The organism is Alloalcanivorax venustensis, from assembly GCF_047495515.1.
In the GTDB taxonomy this organism is placed as follows: Bacteria; Pseudomonadota; Gammaproteobacteria; order Pseudomonadales; family Alcanivoracaceae; genus Alloalcanivorax; species Alloalcanivorax venustensis.
The window spans coordinates 1,748,763-1,764,623 of sequence record NZ_CP179934.1; the positions used below are offsets into that span (position 1 = coordinate 1,748,763).

Genomic DNA, 15,861 nt, shown 5'->3' on the forward strand with positions numbered 1-15,861 from the left:
AAGGAAAGCAAGCGCGCTTTGCCGTACAATCCCCGGCGCGTCACCGTTCGCCCACAGGAGTTCCGATGGACACACTGACCGCGCTCAACACCCGCGTTTCCGTGGCCCGCCTCACCGAGCCCGGCCCTTCCGCCGATCAGGTCAGACAGTTGCTGGCGGCGGCGATCCGCGCCCCCGACCACGGCATGCTGCGCCCCTGGCGGTTTCTGGTGCTGGAAGGCGAAGAGCGCGAACGCCTCGGCGACATCATGGAGTGGCGCCTGCTGCGCCGGCAGCCGGAGGCGGACCAGTGCGCCCGCGACAATATCCGCAACAAGGCCCTGCGCGCGCCCACCATCATCGTCGCCGTGGCGGAGATCACCGAAGGCCATAAGGTGCCCGCCTGGGAACAGGTGCTGGCGGTGGGCGCGGCGGTGCAGAACATCATGGTGGCGGCCCACGCCCTGGGCATCGGTGCCATGTGGCGCACCGGCGACCTGGCCAACGACGAAACCGTCAAAGCGCGCCTGGGCTTCGCCGACAAGGATCAGGTGGTGGGCTTCGTCTACCTGGGCACCCCCGCCGGGGCCCTGAAGAACCTGCCGGACGAACAACCGGAAACCTTTCTGCGTGAGCTTCCCCGGGGGCGCGATGAGTGATCTCGACGCCCTGGCCGACCGCGTGCGCGCGGCGATACCGCTCACCACCCATCTGGACTTCCGCTTCACCGCCTTCGACGGCGAACGGCTCACCCTGACCGCGCCGCTGGCCCCCAACCATAACGACAAGGGCACCTTCTTCGCCGGCAGCCAGGCGGCGCTGCTGACCCTGGCCGGCTGGGCCTGCACCACGCTGATGGCGGACTCGGCGGTGGGGGAAGGCGAGGCCAGCGTCGATGTGGTGGCGGTGGAATCCAGCCTGCAATTCCGCGCGCCGCTGCACGGCGACATTGAAATCCGCGCCTGGGCCGACGACGGCGAGAGCGGCCGGTTTCACCAGCGCCTGAAGCGGCGCGGCAAAGCGAGCCTGGCGATTCTGGCCCGGGCAACCGACGCCCAGGGTGTGGTGGTCTCCGAGTACCAGGGCCTTTACCTGGCCAGAAACAACACGGATAACGCCTGAGTGACGCCGCCACGCTTGCCTGAACCGCGACCCTCGGGTACCCTACGCGCCCTCTGATGATGACTCAGAGCAGCCAGTTTTGGTGAGGTGTCCGAGTGGCTGACGCCTTGCCGAAGGCAAGCGAACGTCGCCGCGTAGCGGTGACGGCCCCGAAGGGGCGAGGGCGTGAGCCCGAGTAACGAGCACGCTCGCGTGCGACTACCAGAGCGCGGCCAGCTGGTAGTGACAATCAGTTTTGGTGAGGTGTCCGAGTGGCTGAAGGAGCACGCCTGGAAAGCGTGTATACGTTTACGCGTATCGAGGGTTCGAATCCCTCCCTCACCGCCAAATAAAAAAGGGGTCCCAAACGGGACCCCTTTTTTATTTGCGGTCAGGGCGGACCAGATTCGAACCCTGTGGGAGCGGGCCTCGCCCGCGAAAGGGGCGAAGCCCCGGCAGGATTCCAGAGGCCTCTGGAATCCCGCCGGCAAGCCAAGCTTGCCTTTCGCGGGCAGGGCCCGCTCCCACAAGGCAAGCTCCCACAATCACTTCTTCCGATTAAACCCCCAGGCCCCACGGCGCCCCTCGCGCTGCACATCCATGTCGTTGCGGATCTGGGCGTGGCTGATCAGCGCGAAAATAAAGGTGCCGCCGATAATGTTGCCCGCCAGGGTGGGCAGGCCGAAGCGCAGGAAGAAGTCGCCCCAGCTCACTTTGCCGTCGAACACCAGATACAGAATCTCGCTGGCGCCGACGATGATGTGCGGGAACTCACCGATCGCCACCACATAGGTCATGATCAGAATCACCCAGGCCTTGGCCTGGTCCGCGGACGGCATCACCCACACCATGGTGGCGATCATCCAGCCGGCGACGATGCTCTTGGAAAACATCGAGAAGGGGTCGTTCTCCATCACTTTTTCGCCGATCGCCACGAAGGCGTCGTTCACTTCCGGCGAGAACATCGGCAGATGCAGGAAGGTGAAGGCGGCGATGCCGGCGCCCAGCACGTTGCCCGCCAACACCACGCCCCACAGCCGCATCAGACTGCCCAGGTTGCCCCGGGTGGGGTGGCTCATGAACGGCAGCACGGCGGTCACGGTGTTTTCGGTGAACAGCTGCTGGCGGGCCAGGATCACGATCAGAAAGCCCAGGGTGTAGCCCATGCTTTCGATCAGAAAGCCGGCGTCGCTTTCCGGCACATGGGCGTGCAGCAGGCCGCGCGCCACCATCGAGGCGCTCATGGAAATGCCGGCGGCGATCGCCGACCACAGCAGCGCCATGGCGTCGCGCTCCAGCTCCTTCTCGCCGCTGATGCGCAGACGTTCGTGGACCGCCGCCGCCTTGGAGGGCAGGGCGGCTTCCCGGCGCCGGTCCTGTTCGTCGTGGCTTTCTTCGTCCTCGTCCCCGTTGTCGTCGCGGGCCTCGTCGCGCTCCCGTTTGACGGCTTCTTCCCAGGGCGTGTCGTCCTGGTCGTTATCCCTCGAATCCTGATCGTCGTGCGCCAAAGGGGCTCTCCTGGTGGGAAGTAAGAATCACACTATAACGGCTGTCGGCCTCAGCCACCCAGCACCAAGGCGATCCCCAGGCCGTAAAGCAGTAGAACCGCCAGGCTCTCGAAGCCGATGCCGCCGGGGCCGTGCTGCTCACGGCGTATCAGGCCCATCAGCAGGAAGCCGGTCATCAGGATCGACAACGACACCCACAGCAGCAGGCCGTCGTCCATCTGCTTATAGATGGAGCCTTCCCGGTAGGCGATATCCGAGGCGGCGGTGAACAGGGTGTCGAAGGCGTTGCCGCCGATGATGCCGCCCACCGCCAGGGTCAGGGCGCCGCGCCGCACCGCCGCCACCGAGGTGACCAGCTCCGGCAGCGAGGTGGCGGTGGCGGTGAGCAGCAGGCCCACCGTGGTCTGCTGCAGGCCGGTGTGCCGGGCGACGCCGCTGGCGGCGGCTTCCAGCACGAAGCCGGACAGGCCGAGCAGGGCGGCCAGGCCCACGAATACCAGCAGCAGCCGGGTCAGCGACAGGCGCAGATTGTCCTCCTCGGGGACGTCCTCGCGGGTCTCCCGGGTGCGGGCCGGGCGCCACATGGGTTCGTCGCGCACCCGCTGCACCAGATGCAGGCCGTACATATAGATCGCCAGCAGCGCCGGCGTGGCTGGGTGGATGCCGAACACCGTCACCGCCGGCGAGAAGGCGCCCACCAGAATGATCGCCATCAGCGTGATCAGCAGGGCGCCCTGCATCAGGTTGGCGGCGGAGGCGGCGGCGTGTTCCAGGTTGGCGCGCCGGTAGGCGATGTCCGCCACGGCCAGAAACGCGGTCTGCACCGCGATGCCGCCCAGGGCGTTGCTCAGGGCCAGATCGGCATGGCCTTTCCAGGCGGCGGTCACCGACAGCACGCTACCGGACAGCGAAGTGGTGGCGCCTAATAACACCGCGCCGGCCAGCGCTTCGCCGGCACGGGTGCGGTCCGCCAGCTCGTCCACCACGGCGGTGATCCTGACGCCGGCGGTGGCGATCACCGCCACGCAGGCGGCGAACGCCAGCAGGCTCAGGGGCAGGGATGCTTGCAGGGTGTCGATGGCGGGCTCCCGGTCGGCTCAATGAGCGCCAAGGATACCCAGCGTGCCCGGCCGGTGCGAACCGGTTACAGATTACGTACAGATGTGCACTAAATATTTTGGCACCATGCTTTGTCTTTTAATTGTACCATCGTACCACAAATAAGGCGAAGCCATGACTCTATCCTTTTTCCGCCTGGGCCTGCTGGCCCTGTTCAGTGCCCTGCTGATGCTCTCCGGCTGCAATTCCTCCGGCAGCGACGACGGCGATAGTATCGCCGAGCAGCCCCGCGATCCGGCCCCCGAGCCGGAGCCGGAACCGGAGCCGGACCCCGGCCCGGAGGCCCGCGACACGGTGCTGACCCCGGCCGCCGAGCTGGTGCCGGTGATTCTGGTGGACCGGCTCGCCAACCAGAGCGGCCAGCTCGACGCCGATATCCGCGAGCGCCTGTTCAAAACCGAGCCGGTGGATGAGCTGGCCGTGCACCGGGTGCAGATGTATTGCCTGTCGCGGCTGTACCAGACCGAGCTGGCGATCAATGACGCCTTGCTGGGCTGGCGCAACGCCTACCCGGCCGGCACCGATCCGGTCACCTGGCTGGAGCGGGCCGCCGAGGAAGAGCTGGTCACGCTGCTGGCGGATTACGGCGAGCACCTTTACGCCGCCGCCGTGCGGCCGCTGGACCCCAACGCGGATTCTGAATGCGCGCCGTTCGCCGCCGACGACACCCTGCCCAAACCGGAAACCGACGACCCCGCGCTCAACGCGCTGCTCGCCGCCATGAACGAGGTGCAGCGCGGGGCGCGCGACTACCGCCTGGCGGTGGAGCGCTTCCAGGCCAGCAACCTGAGCGCCTCGTTCGCCGACCTGCGCGCGCCGCTGGCGGTGATGGCCGACGGCATCCAGACCCTGCGCGGCATCGCCCGCGACCAGGGCCTGCAGCGCATGAAGGCGGCGCTCACCAACCTGTCCGGGCGCGCCGACGGCACCGGCGGTTCCGGCTCCATTCCCCGCCTGGACGCCTGGCTGGTGAACCTGGGCGCGCTGGACACCACCGGCATGGACGACCGGGTCGCCGGCGACGTCACGCAGCTGTTCGACGACCTGCTCAACAAGACCGGCTTCCTCAACTGGCTGGACAATCACCGCGACGACATCAAGGACGACGACGCCCGCGCGCTGGTGTTCGAACAGATCGAAGCGGTCCGCCTGCAACTGCAGCGGATGCGCGTGGATCCGTCCCGCCAACCGGCCTCGATTCTGCAGGACGAGACCGACGGACGGGTTACAAAAATGGCCATAAGCAACGCCATGCAGCGTCTGGAACAGGAAAGTGAAACGCTCTACGCTGCCATGCTTGATTTGGCCGGCGCACTGGCCGGGCTGCTCGCCGTGCTGGTTCTGGCGGCCGGTTTGCTGCGCCATCGGCTTCACCGTCAACGGGGATAAGAGGGAAAAGATGGTATCCGTGATCAATAAGGGCCGCGCCGCCGCCGCGCTGGCCGCCGCCGTCGCCTGCGCACCGGCGCTGGCCGAGGAACGCACCGACCCGCAGGGCTGGAACGCGTCCGCCATGGGCGTCTATGTGATCGAGGATTCGGACCGCTTCGACGTCGATTACGGCGCCGGCATCCGCTTCGGCCTGGGCCGTCAGATCAGCGAGAAATGGGATCTGGAGTGGAACGGTTTCGGTAACTCCCTGCAGCGCAACCGGGGTTCCGGGCAGCACTGGCAGTACGGCGTGGGCGCCGACGCGCTGCGCTATATGTACCGGGAAGGGCCGTCGCCCTATCTGCTGGTGGGCGGCGGCGGTGTCTACACCGATTCCACCGCCGGTACCGACACCAACGGCTACCTGAACGCCGGCGCCGGTCTGCACTTCCGCGAAATCTGGGGCTCCATGGGCCTGCGCGCGGAGCTGCGTTACGTGATGGATTTCTCCGACGACGGCAGCCACAACGAGCCGTTCGGTGACGTGCGCGCCCTGGTGGGCCTGACCTTCCCGCTGTTCGGCGGCGGTGACTACGGCGCTACCCGGGTCATCGAACGCGAGCGCGTGGTGATCAAGCCGGTGCCGATGGGGCCGCCGGAAGTGCTGCACGGGGTGAACTTCGAGTTCGATTCCGCGCGCCTCACGCCCAACGCCAAGACCGTGCTGCGCGGCGTGGCGGAACGCCTGCTGGCGCACTCCGACAACGAGGTGGAGATCGCCGGGCACACCGACTCGAAAGGGTCCGACGAGTACAACCAGGCCCTGTCCGAGCGGCGCGCCGAATCGGTGCGTGATTTCCTGATCGATCTGGGTGTTGATCCGGGCCGCCTGCAGGCCCGCGGTTACGGCGACACCCGTCCGGTGGACAGCAACGCCACCGACGAGGGCCGCGAGCGTAACCGCCGCATCGAAATGCGGCGCATCAACTAACGGACGCTAAAGCGAGTCGAGAAAGGCGCCCAGGTGCTGGTTCACCGCCTCGGGCGCTTCCATCTGGATCCAGTGGCCGAGATCGTCGAGCAGCACCACCTCGCGCAGATCGTCCATCATCGTCGGCATGCGCTCCAGCGCCTTGCCGGCGAACTGGATCACCGGATCTTCCTTACCGGCGATGAACAGCGCCGGCGGATGGATGCGTTCGCGTCCGTCCTCTTTCTGCTGCCGCCAGGACGCGTCCATGGCCCGGTACCAGTTGATCGGTCCGGTCAGGCCGCTGTGCTGGAAGCGTTCCACGTACACGTCCAGATCCGATTCCCGCATCCAGTCCGGCTGGCCGCCGGTGGGCGGCTGCAGAATGTCGAGCAGGCCGGTGACCGGTTTTTCGGCGCGGAATTTTTCCTGCATGCCGGGGCCGGACAGGGCGTGGTACATGCGGCGTAGAAAGTCGCGCACGTCCGCTTCCAGTTCCTGCTCCGGCACCTCCGGCTGCTGGAAATAGAGCTGATAGAAGAAACGCTCGCCGAAGGCGGCGCGCATCTGTTCGGTGGGCGCCTTGGGGCCCAGGCCCGGGTAGGGCACCGACAGGCCGGCCACCGCGCGCACCCGGCCCGGCTCGCTGCGCGCCACCTGCCAGGCCAGGGCGCAGCCCCAGTCGTGGCCGATCACCACGGCGCGCTCGGCGCCGAACGCATCGAGAATACCCATCACGTCCGCCACCAGCTTGTCCTGCCGGTAGGCGTCCACCGCCTTGGGCGCGTCGCTGAAGCCGTAGCCGCGCAGATCCGGCGCCAGCACATGGAAGCCCTTGGCGGCCAAAAACGGCATCTGATAGCGCCAGGAATAGCCGCACTCCGGGAAGCCGTGCAGCAGGATCACCGCCGGGTCGGCCGGGTCACCGGCGCTGCGCACATGGAAATTAAGGCCGTTGGCCGGCACTTTCTGTTCTCGAATCTCGGTCATTGGGCGTTCCCCAGGTAGTCCATGTAGTCCTCGCGCAGGTGGCGCTTGGACACCTTGCCGGTGGCGGTGTGCGGCAGCTCGTCCACGTAGATCACGTCGTCGGGCAGCTGCCATTTGGCGATGCTGCCGGCCATGTGATCGAGCAGCGCCTGCTTGTCCCGTGCCGCGTCGGCGTGGGGCACCACGATCAGCAGCGGCCGCTCGTCCCATTTCGGGTGCGGCACGCCGATCACCGCGCATTCCTGCACGTCCGGGTGGGCGGCGGCCAGGTTTTCCAGATCAATGGAGCTGATCCACTCGCCGCCGGATTTGATCAGGTCCTTGGCCCGGTCGACGATGTAGAGCACCCCGTCCGGGGTCAGTTTGGCCATATCGCCGGTGGCGAACCAGCCGTCCTTGTCGAACGCCTTGGCGCTCGCCTCGTCGTTATTGAAGTAGGCGCGGATCACCGTGGGGCCCTTGACCAACAGCTCGCCCACCGCCTCGCCGTCCTGGGGCACTTCGTTGCCGTCCTCGTCCACCAGCTTCATGCGCACGCCGAACAGCTGCCGGCCCTGGGTGGTTTTCAGTTCGATGCGCTCTTCCAGGGGAAGCTCCGCCTGGCCTTCGGTCAGGGTGCTCATGGTGCCGGTGGGGTTCATTTCGGTCATCCCCCAGCCCTGCATCACGTCCACCTGATAGTCCTGCTCGAACGCCCGCACCATGCTGCGCGGCGCCGCCGAACCGCCGATCGACACGCGCTTGAGCGCGCCCGGCTTGCGCCCGTGGCGCTTCATTTCCGCGAGCAGGCCGAGCCACACCGTGGGCACGCCCCAGGCGGAGTCCACGCTTTCCTCGTCCATCAACCGGAACAGGCTGTCGCCGTCCAGCGCCGGGCCCGGCATGATCAGCGAGGCCCCGGCCAGCGGCGCCATATAGGGCAGCCCCCAGGCGTTGACGTGGAACATGGGCACCACCGGCAGCACCCGGTCGCCCACTGGGAAGGAGCCGCTGGCGCACACCATGGTGAACATCGCCTGCAGCAGGCAGGAGCGGTGCGAGTAGAGCGCGCCCTTGGGGGCGCCGGTGGTGCCGGAGGTGTAGCACAGTGCGCAGGCGGTGTTTTCGTCCAGTTCCGGCCAGTCGTAGTGGTCCGGCTGGCCGTCCAGCAGGTCCTCGTAGCAGAGCAGGTCCTGGCCGTCGGGCATGTGGGCGCGGTCGGTCATCGCCACATAGCGGGTGTGTTCCGGGAACTGGTCCCGCAGGCCGGACACCAGCGGCGCGAAGGTGGTGTCGAAGAACAGCAGGCTGTCGTCCGCGTGGTTGACGATATAGGCCATCTGGTCCGCCGGCAGGCGCGGGTTGATGGTATGGCAGACCGCGCCGATACCGGCGATGGCGTAATACAGCTCCAGGTGGCGGTAGCCGTTCCAGGCCAGGGTGGCGACCCGGTCGCCGGGCTTCACGCCCAACGCCACCAGGCCGTGGGCCAGCCGTGCCACCCGCTCCAGGGTCTGTGCGTAGCTCTGGCGGTGCAGGCCGCCCTCGACCGTGACCGATACGATTTCCGCCTTGCGGTGAATGCGGGCGCCGTAATCCAGCACGTCGATCAACGACAGCGGCGCCTCCATCATCAGCCCTTTCAGCATCTAAAGTTCTCCCGAGCGCGATAGTTATTTTGAACGCTTGTTTTGAAATAAGGCCGTGCAATTCATACCGGGCGGGACCAGGGGGGTCAAGGCGACGTTAACGGCGCGCCGGTGGCGGTGTTACTTGAGGTAACAGTAACACCGGAAAAGCGACGATTATTTTCGGGAAAAGGGAAACAAAAGGCGTGAATTAATAGAGGCCGGCCGTATCGGTGGCCACGCCGCGGCACAAACTGTGTGAAATTGTTTCGTCGCTTTGGACGTTAATCACCGTGTACGGGGCGTATTCGGCCATCGCCGCGCTTTTTTTCCCGACCTCGGCGCGGCGATAGGGGGCGGGGGATTGTCCGCCGGTTTTATTCCGTTCATGCTCAAAGCACTGAATTCAGTGGCTTTCAGCCGCACATAGGATAGCTTTGTTGACCTATCTAAACGCGGCGGAAGACCGGAAAAAGTTAAATGAGCAGGCTGGACAGAAATATTTTTGTGCGCACATACTACCAAGTATGTAGTTCACCAGAAGAGCGCTGATGGGACCGAAAAACGGCGCCGGGAACATGCATAAAAAAGCACAGTAAACAAAAAAGATTGTTGCGTACCGGACAATGTTGCCGGGTACGACAGCGAGATGCCGAGCAGTCGGCAGAAAAACAACAACCGTGGAGAGCGTCATGTTGAAACCCATTTTCACCTTTCTCGCCGCCTCGCTGCTGCTGGTAGGTACCGCCAGCGCCGAGACAGTGAAACTCGCCCTGATCGATCCCCTTACCGGGCCCATGGCCGCCGCCGGCCAGCCCGCGTTCGAACACCTCAAGTACGAAGCCAAGCGCATCAACGCCAATGGCGGCCTGAACGGCCAGGACCTGGAAATCGTCGGCCTGGACAACAAAGTGAACCCGCAGGAAAGCCTGGTGCAGCTGCAGAAGGCGATCGATGACGGCGTCCGCTACGTGACCCAGGGCAACGGTTCTTCCGTGGCCTCCGCGTTGATCTCCGCCATTGAGAAGCACAACCAGCGCAACCCCGGCGAAGAAGTGCTGTATCTGAACTACGCCGCCGTGGACCCCGCGTTCACCAACGAGCGTTGTTCCTACTGGCACTTCCGCTTCGACGCCAACGCCGACATGAAAATGAACGCGTTGACCGACCACATCGCCGCCAACGACGACATCAAGAAGGTGTACCTGATCAACCAGGACTACAGCTTCGGTCAGGCGGTATCCAAAGCGGCCCGGGAAATGCTGAAAGAGAAGCGTCCGGACATCGAGATCGTGGGTAACGATTTCCACCCGCTGGCGAAAGTGAAGGACTTCACCCCGTACGTGTCCAAGATCCAGTCCTCCGGCGCCGACGCGGTGATCACCGGTAACTGGGGCCAGGACATCACCCTGCTGGTGAAAGCGGCCGCCGAGTTCGGTCTGGAAGCCCCGTTCTTCACCTACTACGGCGCCAGCTCCGGCGTGGTCACCCAGCTGGGCGACAAGGGCGTGGACCGCATCTACCAGATCAACGAGTACTACGGCGAGTTCGAGGACCCGGAGATGGCCAAGCGTCAGACCGAGCTCTACGAACAGACAGAGTGGGATTTCTACTACCTGCGTCTGAGCACCATGCTCGACATGCTCAAGAAGTCCGCCGACCAGGCCAAGAGCACCGATCCGGTTGATGTCGCCAAAGCGATGGAAGGCATGAAGCTGGAAACCACCACCGGTGAAGTGGTCATGCGTGCCGAGGATCACCAGATCCAGCTGCCGATGTTCATCTCCGTGATGAAGGACGACATGGAGTACGGCGCGGAAGGCACCGACTACAACTTCAAGAAGGTGGCTCGCATCGACCGGGAAGCCGTGAGCTTGCCCACCACCTGCCGGATGCGTCGCCCCAAATAAACGGCGCCATCCTGTAACTCCAGTGACTAAGTAGTAGGAACAGCGGCGCGAGCCGCTGTTCCGGGAGCCTCGTCATGCTCGAAATTGTTATTTTTTCGACGCTGAACGGTATTTTATACGGCCTTTTGCTGTTCATGCTGTCCAGTGGTCTTACCCTCATCTTCTCGATGATGGGTGTGTTGAACTTTGCCCATGCCAGCTTCTACATGCTGGGTGCCTATTTCGCTTACACCATGGGCATGGAGATCGGCTTCTGGCCGGCTCTGCTGCTCGCCCCGATTCTGGTCGGCGGCCTCGGCGCCATGGTGGAAAAATTCGGCCTGCGCCGTGTCCACGAAAACGGCCACGTGGCCGAACTGCTGTTCACCTTCGGCCTGGCCTATGTGATTGACGAACTGGTGCAGTTGATCTGGGGTACCGTGGCGGTCTCCTACCGCGAGCCCGACTACATGCGCGAGCCGCTGTTCACCCTGTTCGGCACCGACTATTCGATTTTCCGCGGCGTGGTGATTCTGATCGCCGTGTTCATGTTTATCGCCCTCTGGTTCCTGCTCAAGAAAACCCGCGTCGGCATGATGATCCGCGCCGCGCTGACCCACGGCAACATGGTCGGCCACCTGGGCCACAACGTGCCGCGTCTGTTCATGGGCGTGTTCGGTTTCGGTTGTGCGCTGGCCGGTCTCGCCGGTGTGATCGGCGGCCCGCTGCTGGCCACCGAGCCGGGCATGGCGGTGACGCTGGGCCCGATCGTGTTCGTGGTGGTGGTGGTCGGCGGCATGGGGTCGCTGATCGGCGCTTTCTACGCCTCCCTGCTGATCGGCCTGATCCAGACGTTCTTCGTCGCCATCGACGCCTCCATCGCCGACATTCTTAACGCTTTCGGCATGAACGTGGATCCCTACGGTGAGGTGACCGGGATCACCCTGGCCAGCCTGGCGCCGATGACGCCGTTTATTCTGCTGGTGCTGATCCTGATATTCCGCCCCCGTGGCCTGATGGGAGAGCTTGAGCCATGAACGACATTACCGCAGTCGCACCGCGGCAGAATCGTTTCTCCTGGCGCGCTCTATCGCCCTGGTTGATCAGCGCGGCCGTGCTCCTGATTCTGCCCTTCGTTCTCGATAGCGGCACCGCCTTCACGCTGATGAACGTGATCGCCGTGAACATCGTGTTCGCCCTGTCCTACAACATGCTGCTCGGCCAGGGGGGCATGCTGTCCTTCGGCCACGCGGTGTTCTTCGGCCTCGGCAGTTACGCGGCCATGCACGCCATGAACGCCATCGACGAGGCGTCCTACGCCGGCGAAGGCTTCTGGGCGCACATCCCGGTGGTCAGCATGCCGCTGGTGGGTATGATCGCCGGCGGCCTGGTGGCGCTGGTCATCGGTTGGCCGTTCTGCCGCCGCGCCGGCACCGCCTTCGCCATGATCACCCTGGGTCTGGGCGAAATGGTGGCCGCCGCCGGCCAGATGTTCCCGTCCGTGTTCGGCGGTGAAGCCGGCATCTACGGCAACCGCATGGTCGGCCCGCAGTGGTTCGGTCTCGAGCTGGCCCAGGCCGCCGACGTGTACTGGTTCATGGCGTTCTGGACCTTCCTGGCGGTGTTCGCCATGTGGGCCTTCACCCGCACGCCGTTGGGCCGCATGTCCAACGCCGTGCGTGATAACGCGGACCGCTTGCAGTTCATCGGTTACCAGCCGCGCAACATCCGCTTCATGATCTTTATCGCCTCCGGTTCCTTCGGCGGTCTCGCCGGCGGCATGGCGGCGGTCAACTACGAGATCATCACCCCGGAATCGCTCGGTCTGATTCCGTCCGGCCTGGCACTGCTGATGGCCGCCGTGGGCGGGCTTGGCGTGTTCTACGGCCCGATCGTCGGCGCCATCGTGGTGTCGCTGATGAACTCCATGCTCAGCGATTACACCGAAGCCTCGATCCTCTACGTGGGTCTGGTGTTCCTGGCGATCGTGATGTTCGCCCCGCGCGGTCTTGGCGGCGGCATCGAGCAGGTCCGCGTGGCCGCCCGCGAAGGCACTCTGGGCAAACGTCTGCCCGGCTGGCTGACCGGCGCGGTGGCGGTGGTGCTGATCAGTCTGGGTCTGGTTCTGCTGATCGAGCTGCTGTTCCAGTGGCGCCACGGCGACGACGAGTTCGCCCAGTTCTTCGGCCTCAACTTCGTTGCCGAATCCGTGATGAGCTGGGTCTGGGCATTGATCATGTTCGCTGCCGGTGTGGCGGTAATGCGCGTGACTAAAAAGTTTCGGGAGGACAACGCATGAGCGCCTTGTCTATTAAAAACCTGACCAAGAACTTCGGCCTCGCCGAGGTGATCTGCGGGGTCGACCTGGAAGTGGAAAAAGGCGAGATACACGCCGTGATCGGCCCCAACGGGGCCGGCAAATCCACCTTCTTCAATCTGCTCTCCGGCGCCTTCGCCCCCACTGGCGGCGAGATCCGACTGAACGGCGAGCGCATTGACGGCCTCACGCCGGAGAAGATTCAGCAGCGCGGCCTGTCCCGGTCTTTCCAGGTCAGCAACGTGTTCGTCAATCTCTCCGTGTTCGAGAACCTGCGCTGCGCCTGCTTCAAGACCGCCGGCTCCGGCTATGTGTTCTGGCGTCCGGCCAGCAAGATCAAGGCCGCCAACGAGCGCGCCGAGGAAGTGCTGGAGATGATCGGCCTGCAGGCGCTGCGTGATGTGCCGGCCGGGGCCTTGCCCTACGCCAGCCAGCGCGCGCTGGAGATCGGCATGACCATCGCCTGTGGCGCCGAGGTGGTGATTCTCGACGAACCCACCGCCGGCATGAGCAACACCGAAACCGCCCAGGCGATCAGCCTGATCCGTCAGGTGGCCCAGGGCCGCACCCTGATGATCGTCGAGCACGACATGGGCGTGGTGTTCGAACTGGCCGACCGCATTTCGGTGCTGGTGTACGGCAAGATCGTCGCCACCGGTACACCGGAAGAAATCCGCAACGACCCGCGCGTCAAAGAGGCGTATCTGGGCGAGGAGGCCGCATGATGCTCGAAGTCCGGGATCTGAACGCGTATTACGGCAAAAGCCACATCCTTCACGGCGTTAATTTCACGCTCGAGGAAGGCGAGGTGGTATCGCTGTTGGGACGCAACGGGGTAGGGCGCTCCACCACCGTGAAATCGATCATGGGGGAAGTGCCGCCGCACGGTTCCATCCGCTTCCGCGGCAATGAAATCGCCGGTCTGCCCAACCATAAAATTTCCCGTCTGGGCCTGGGCTACGTGCCCGAGAACCGGGATATCTTCCCGACCCTGACGGTGCGCCAGAACCTGGAGCTGGGGGTCAAGAACCCGCGCAAGCCGGGCAAATGGCGCGCCGAGCAGATGCTCGAGATGTTCCCCAACCTGGCGCAGCGCGCGGACGCCCCGGCGGGCGTGCTGTCCGGCGGTGAAAAGCAGATGCTCACCATCAGCCGCACCCTGATGGGGGATCCGGAGCTGATCATGATCGACGAGCCCACCGAAGGTCTGGCGCCGTTGATCGTCAAGCAGATCGGTGACCTGATCTCCGAGATCGCCAAAGCCGGTGTGTCCATTCTGCTGGTGGAGCAGAAGCTCTCCATCGCCATGGATATTTCCCACCGCGTGCTGGTCATGGGCCACGGTCAGATCGTGTTTGAAGGCACGCCGCAGGAACTGCGCGCCGACGAAGCGATTCGCCGCGAGTGGCTGGAAGTCTGATTCGATTTTGTTTGTGTTCCATCGTCAATGGGCTGGCCCGCTTCGGCGGGCTTTTTTTTGCACATTCAACGGTGTTGAAAATAATAAAATTACGACCTTAGTACTATTATTAATAAATGCTGCGGCGCCTATATTTATAGAGGTTACAAATGTCGACTGGACAGTCGAAACATCGTCCGCTCATACTGAAATTTCCTGAAAACCAAAAGTGAAGACAGCGTAATTGTTCTTCACGTCCGAGCACCACTCAGCCGCCGACACTGGCCCGACAGTTAACGCGGCAATAATGACAACGAACAGCCGGTAATACCGGTGACAGAACAACAACGAGGAGAGCTTTCATGTTGAAACCCCTGCTTTCGATGGTCGCCGCGACCGTCCTGCTGGTGGGCACCGCCAGCGCGGATACCGTTCGCATCGCGCTGATCGACCCGCTCACCGGCCCGATGGCCGCCGCCGGGCAATCCGCGCTCGATCATCTCAAATTTCATGCCGAGAAAATCAACGAGAACGGCGGCATCAACGGCGACAAACTGGAAATCGTCGGCCTCGACAACAAGGTCAATCCGCAAGAGAGCCTGGTGCAGCTGCAGAAGGCGATCGACGACGGCATCCGCTACGTGACTCAGGGCATGGGCTCTTCCGTGGGTTCCGCGCTGCTCGCCGCGGTCAACAAGCACAACCAGCGCAACCCCGGTGACGAGGTGCTCTACCTGAACATGGCGGCGGTGGACCCGGCCTTCACCAACGAGCGCTGTTCGTTCTGGCACTTCCGCTTCGACGCCCACGTGGACATGAAGATGAACGCCATGACCAGCTGGATCGAAGGCCGTGACGACATCAAGAAAGTCTACCTGATCAACCAGGACTACAGCTTCGGCCGCGCGGTCGCGGAAGCCGCCACCAAGATGCTCAAGGAAAAACGTCCGGACATTGAGATCGTCGGCCAGGATTTCCATCCGCTCGCCAAGGTGAAGGACTTCACCCCCTACGTGTCCAAGATTCAGTCGTCCGAAGCGGACGCCGTGATCACCGGTAACTGGGGCCAGGACATCACTCTGCTGGTGAAAGCGGCCGCCGATTACGGCCTGGATATGCCGTTCCTGACCTACTACGGCGCCATGGCCGGCGTGGTCACCCAGGTCGGCGAAGCCGGCGTGGACCGTATCTACCAGGTCAACGAGTACTACGGTGATTTCGACAAGCCGGAAATGGCCGAGCAGCAGGTCGCCATGTACGAAGACACCGGCTGGGACTACTACTGGCTGCGTCTGACCACCATGCTCGACATGCTCGACGCCGCCGCCGAGAAAGCGGACAGCACCGATCCGGTGAAAGTCGCCTTCGCCATGGAAGACCTGAGCATCGAGACCACCACCGGTGAAGTAGTGATGCGCAAGTCCGACCACCAGATGCAGCTGCCGCTGTTCATCTCCGTGCTCAAGGACGATATGGAATACGGCGCCGAAGGCACCGATTTCAACTTCCATAAGATCGCGGAAATCAGCCGCGACGACGTGAGCCTGCCCACCACCTGCAAGATGCGCCGTCCGAAGCAGGGCTGATCGCCGGCTCGCACAATAAGGCGCA

At 64.0% G+C, this 15,861-nt stretch carries 14 protein-coding genes and 1 tRNA gene; 11 read left to right on the forward strand and 4 right to left on the reverse strand.

Features of this window, described 5'->3' with window-relative positions; all coding sequences use genetic code 11:
• Positions 1-65: 65 nt before the first annotated feature.
• From ACMG4O_RS08320 to ACMG4O_RS08330, 3 genes are all read left to right on the forward strand, one after another.
• Positions 66-638, forward strand: coding sequence for a nitroreductase family protein (locus tag ACMG4O_RS08320; protein ID WP_142950150.1), 573 nt, complete (start codon positions 66-68; stop codon positions 636-638).
• Positions 631-1,101: a YiiD C-terminal domain-containing protein gene (locus ACMG4O_RS08325; protein WP_335628717.1), complete on the forward strand. Its 471-nt coding sequence runs from the start codon at positions 631-633 to the stop codon at positions 1,099-1,101. The genes ACMG4O_RS08320 and ACMG4O_RS08325 overlap by 8 nt, the downstream gene beginning before the upstream one ends.
• A gap of 237 nt (positions 1,102-1,338) precedes the next feature.
• A tRNA-Ser gene (locus ACMG4O_RS08330) sits at positions 1,339-1,428 on the forward strand.
• A gap of 197 nt (positions 1,429-1,625) precedes the next feature.
• Here ACMG4O_RS08330 and ACMG4O_RS08335 read toward each other — a convergent pair.
• Together ACMG4O_RS08335 and ACMG4O_RS08340 are read right to left on the reverse strand one after the other, a co-directional pair.
• Positions 1,626-2,588, reverse strand: coding sequence for a formate/nitrite transporter family protein (locus tag ACMG4O_RS08335; protein WP_142950060.1), 963 nt, complete (start codon positions 2,586-2,588; stop codon positions 1,626-1,628).
• A gap of 50 nt (positions 2,589-2,638) precedes the next feature.
• Positions 2,639-3,667 carry a sodium:calcium antiporter gene (locus ACMG4O_RS08340; RefSeq protein WP_142950061.1) on the reverse strand — a complete coding sequence of 343 codons (1,029 nt, stop codon included), beginning with the start codon at positions 3,665-3,667 and terminating at the stop codon, positions 2,639-2,641.
• 154 nt (positions 3,668-3,821) lie between these two features.
• Here ACMG4O_RS08340 and ACMG4O_RS08345 point away from each other — a divergent pair, with 154 nt between their 5' ends.
• Positions 3,822-5,096, forward strand: coding sequence for a hypothetical protein (locus tag ACMG4O_RS08345; protein WP_414433562.1), 1,275 nt, complete (start codon positions 3,822-3,824; stop codon positions 5,094-5,096).
• Positions 5,097-5,106: 10 nt separating this feature from the next.
• Complete coding sequence (locus tag ACMG4O_RS08350; RefSeq protein WP_414433563.1) at positions 5,107-6,069, forward strand: OmpA family protein; 963 nt, start codon at positions 5,107-5,109, stop codon at positions 6,067-6,069.
• 6 nt (positions 6,070-6,075) lie between these two features.
• Here the strand turns inward: ACMG4O_RS08350 and ACMG4O_RS08355 are convergent, their stop codons facing one another.
• Positions 6,076-7,038 carry an alpha/beta fold hydrolase gene (locus ACMG4O_RS08355; RefSeq protein WP_142950064.1) on the reverse strand — a complete coding sequence of 321 codons (963 nt, stop codon included), beginning with the start codon at positions 7,036-7,038 and terminating at the stop codon, positions 6,076-6,078.
• Positions 7,035-8,666, reverse strand: coding sequence for a long-chain fatty acid--CoA ligase (locus tag ACMG4O_RS08360; protein ID WP_414433564.1), 1,632 nt, complete (start codon positions 8,664-8,666; stop codon positions 7,035-7,037). The genes ACMG4O_RS08355 and ACMG4O_RS08360 overlap by 4 nt, the downstream gene beginning before the upstream one ends.
• 671 nt (positions 8,667-9,337) lie before the next feature.
• On the opposite strand from ACMG4O_RS08360, the gene ACMG4O_RS08365 reads away from it, so the two are divergent.
• The 6 genes from ACMG4O_RS08365 to ACMG4O_RS08390 all read left to right on the forward strand — a co-directional run bounded on the left by ACMG4O_RS08365 (position 9,338) and on the right by ACMG4O_RS08390 (position 15,836).
• Positions 9,338-10,555, forward strand: a complete 1,218-nt coding sequence (locus ACMG4O_RS08365; RefSeq protein WP_414433565.1) for a branched-chain amino acid ABC transporter substrate-binding protein — start codon at positions 9,338-9,340, stop codon at positions 10,553-10,555.
• Between the two features lie 74 nt (positions 10,556-10,629).
• Positions 10,630-11,571: a branched-chain amino acid ABC transporter permease gene (locus ACMG4O_RS08370; RefSeq protein ID WP_142950066.1), complete on the forward strand. Its 942-nt coding sequence runs from the start codon at positions 10,630-10,632 to the stop codon at positions 11,569-11,571.
• Positions 11,568-12,833, forward strand: a complete 1,266-nt coding sequence (locus tag ACMG4O_RS08375) for a branched-chain amino acid ABC transporter permease (protein ID WP_414433566.1) — start codon at positions 11,568-11,570, stop codon at positions 12,831-12,833. The genes ACMG4O_RS08370 and ACMG4O_RS08375 overlap by 4 nt, the downstream gene beginning before the upstream one ends.
• On the forward strand, positions 12,830-13,576 hold the full coding sequence (locus tag ACMG4O_RS08380) for an ABC transporter ATP-binding protein (protein WP_142950067.1): 747 nt from the start codon (positions 12,830-12,832) through the stop codon (positions 13,574-13,576). Before ACMG4O_RS08375 ends, ACMG4O_RS08380 begins: the two co-directional genes overlap by 4 nt.
• Positions 13,573-14,271: an ABC transporter ATP-binding protein gene (locus tag ACMG4O_RS08385; protein WP_228548094.1), complete on the forward strand. Its 699-nt coding sequence runs from the start codon at positions 13,573-13,575 to the stop codon at positions 14,269-14,271. The genes ACMG4O_RS08380 and ACMG4O_RS08385 overlap by 4 nt, the downstream gene beginning before the upstream one ends.
• A gap of 341 nt (positions 14,272-14,612) precedes the next feature.
• Complete coding sequence (locus tag ACMG4O_RS08390; RefSeq protein WP_414433567.1) at positions 14,613-15,836, forward strand: branched-chain amino acid ABC transporter substrate-binding protein; 1,224 nt, start codon at positions 14,613-14,615, stop codon at positions 15,834-15,836.
• The last annotated feature ends 25 nt before the right edge of the window (positions 15,837-15,861 follow it).

Bases quoted from the DNA above. Each gene is read 5' to 3' on its own strand.
- ACMG4O_RS08320 (WP_142950150.1), top strand. From the start codon at position 66: ATGGACACACTGACCGCGCTCAACACCCGCGTTTCCGTGGCCCGCCTC.
- ACMG4O_RS08325 (WP_335628717.1), top strand. From the start codon at position 631: ATGAGTGATCTCGACGCCCTGGCCGACCGCGTGCGCGCGGCGATACCG.
- ACMG4O_RS08345 (WP_414433562.1), top strand. From the start codon at position 3,822: ATGACTCTATCCTTTTTCCGCCTGGGCCTGCTGGCCCTGTTCAGTGCC.
- ACMG4O_RS08350 (WP_414433563.1), top strand. From the start codon at position 5,107: ATGGTATCCGTGATCAATAAGGGCCGCGCCGCCGCCGCGCTGGCCGCC.
- ACMG4O_RS08355 (WP_142950064.1), bottom strand. From the start codon at position 7,038: ATGACCGAGATTCGAGAACAGAAAGTGCCGGCCAACGGCCTTAATTTC.
- ACMG4O_RS08360 (WP_414433564.1), bottom strand. From the start codon at position 8,666: ATGCTGAAAGGGCTGATGATGGAGGCGCCGCTGTCGTTGATCGACGTG.
- ACMG4O_RS08365 (WP_414433565.1), top strand. From the start codon at position 9,338: ATGTTGAAACCCATTTTCACCTTTCTCGCCGCCTCGCTGCTGCTGGTA.
- ACMG4O_RS08370 (WP_142950066.1), top strand. From the start codon at position 10,630: ATGCTCGAAATTGTTATTTTTTCGACGCTGAACGGTATTTTATACGGC.
- ACMG4O_RS08375 (WP_414433566.1), top strand. From the start codon at position 11,568: ATGAACGACATTACCGCAGTCGCACCGCGGCAGAATCGTTTCTCCTGG.
- ACMG4O_RS08380 (WP_142950067.1), top strand. From the start codon at position 12,830: ATGAGCGCCTTGTCTATTAAAAACCTGACCAAGAACTTCGGCCTCGCC.
- ACMG4O_RS08385 (WP_228548094.1), top strand. From the start codon at position 13,573: ATGATGCTCGAAGTCCGGGATCTGAACGCGTATTACGGCAAAAGCCAC.
- ACMG4O_RS08390 (WP_414433567.1), top strand. From the start codon at position 14,613: ATGTTGAAACCCCTGCTTTCGATGGTCGCCGCGACCGTCCTGCTGGTG.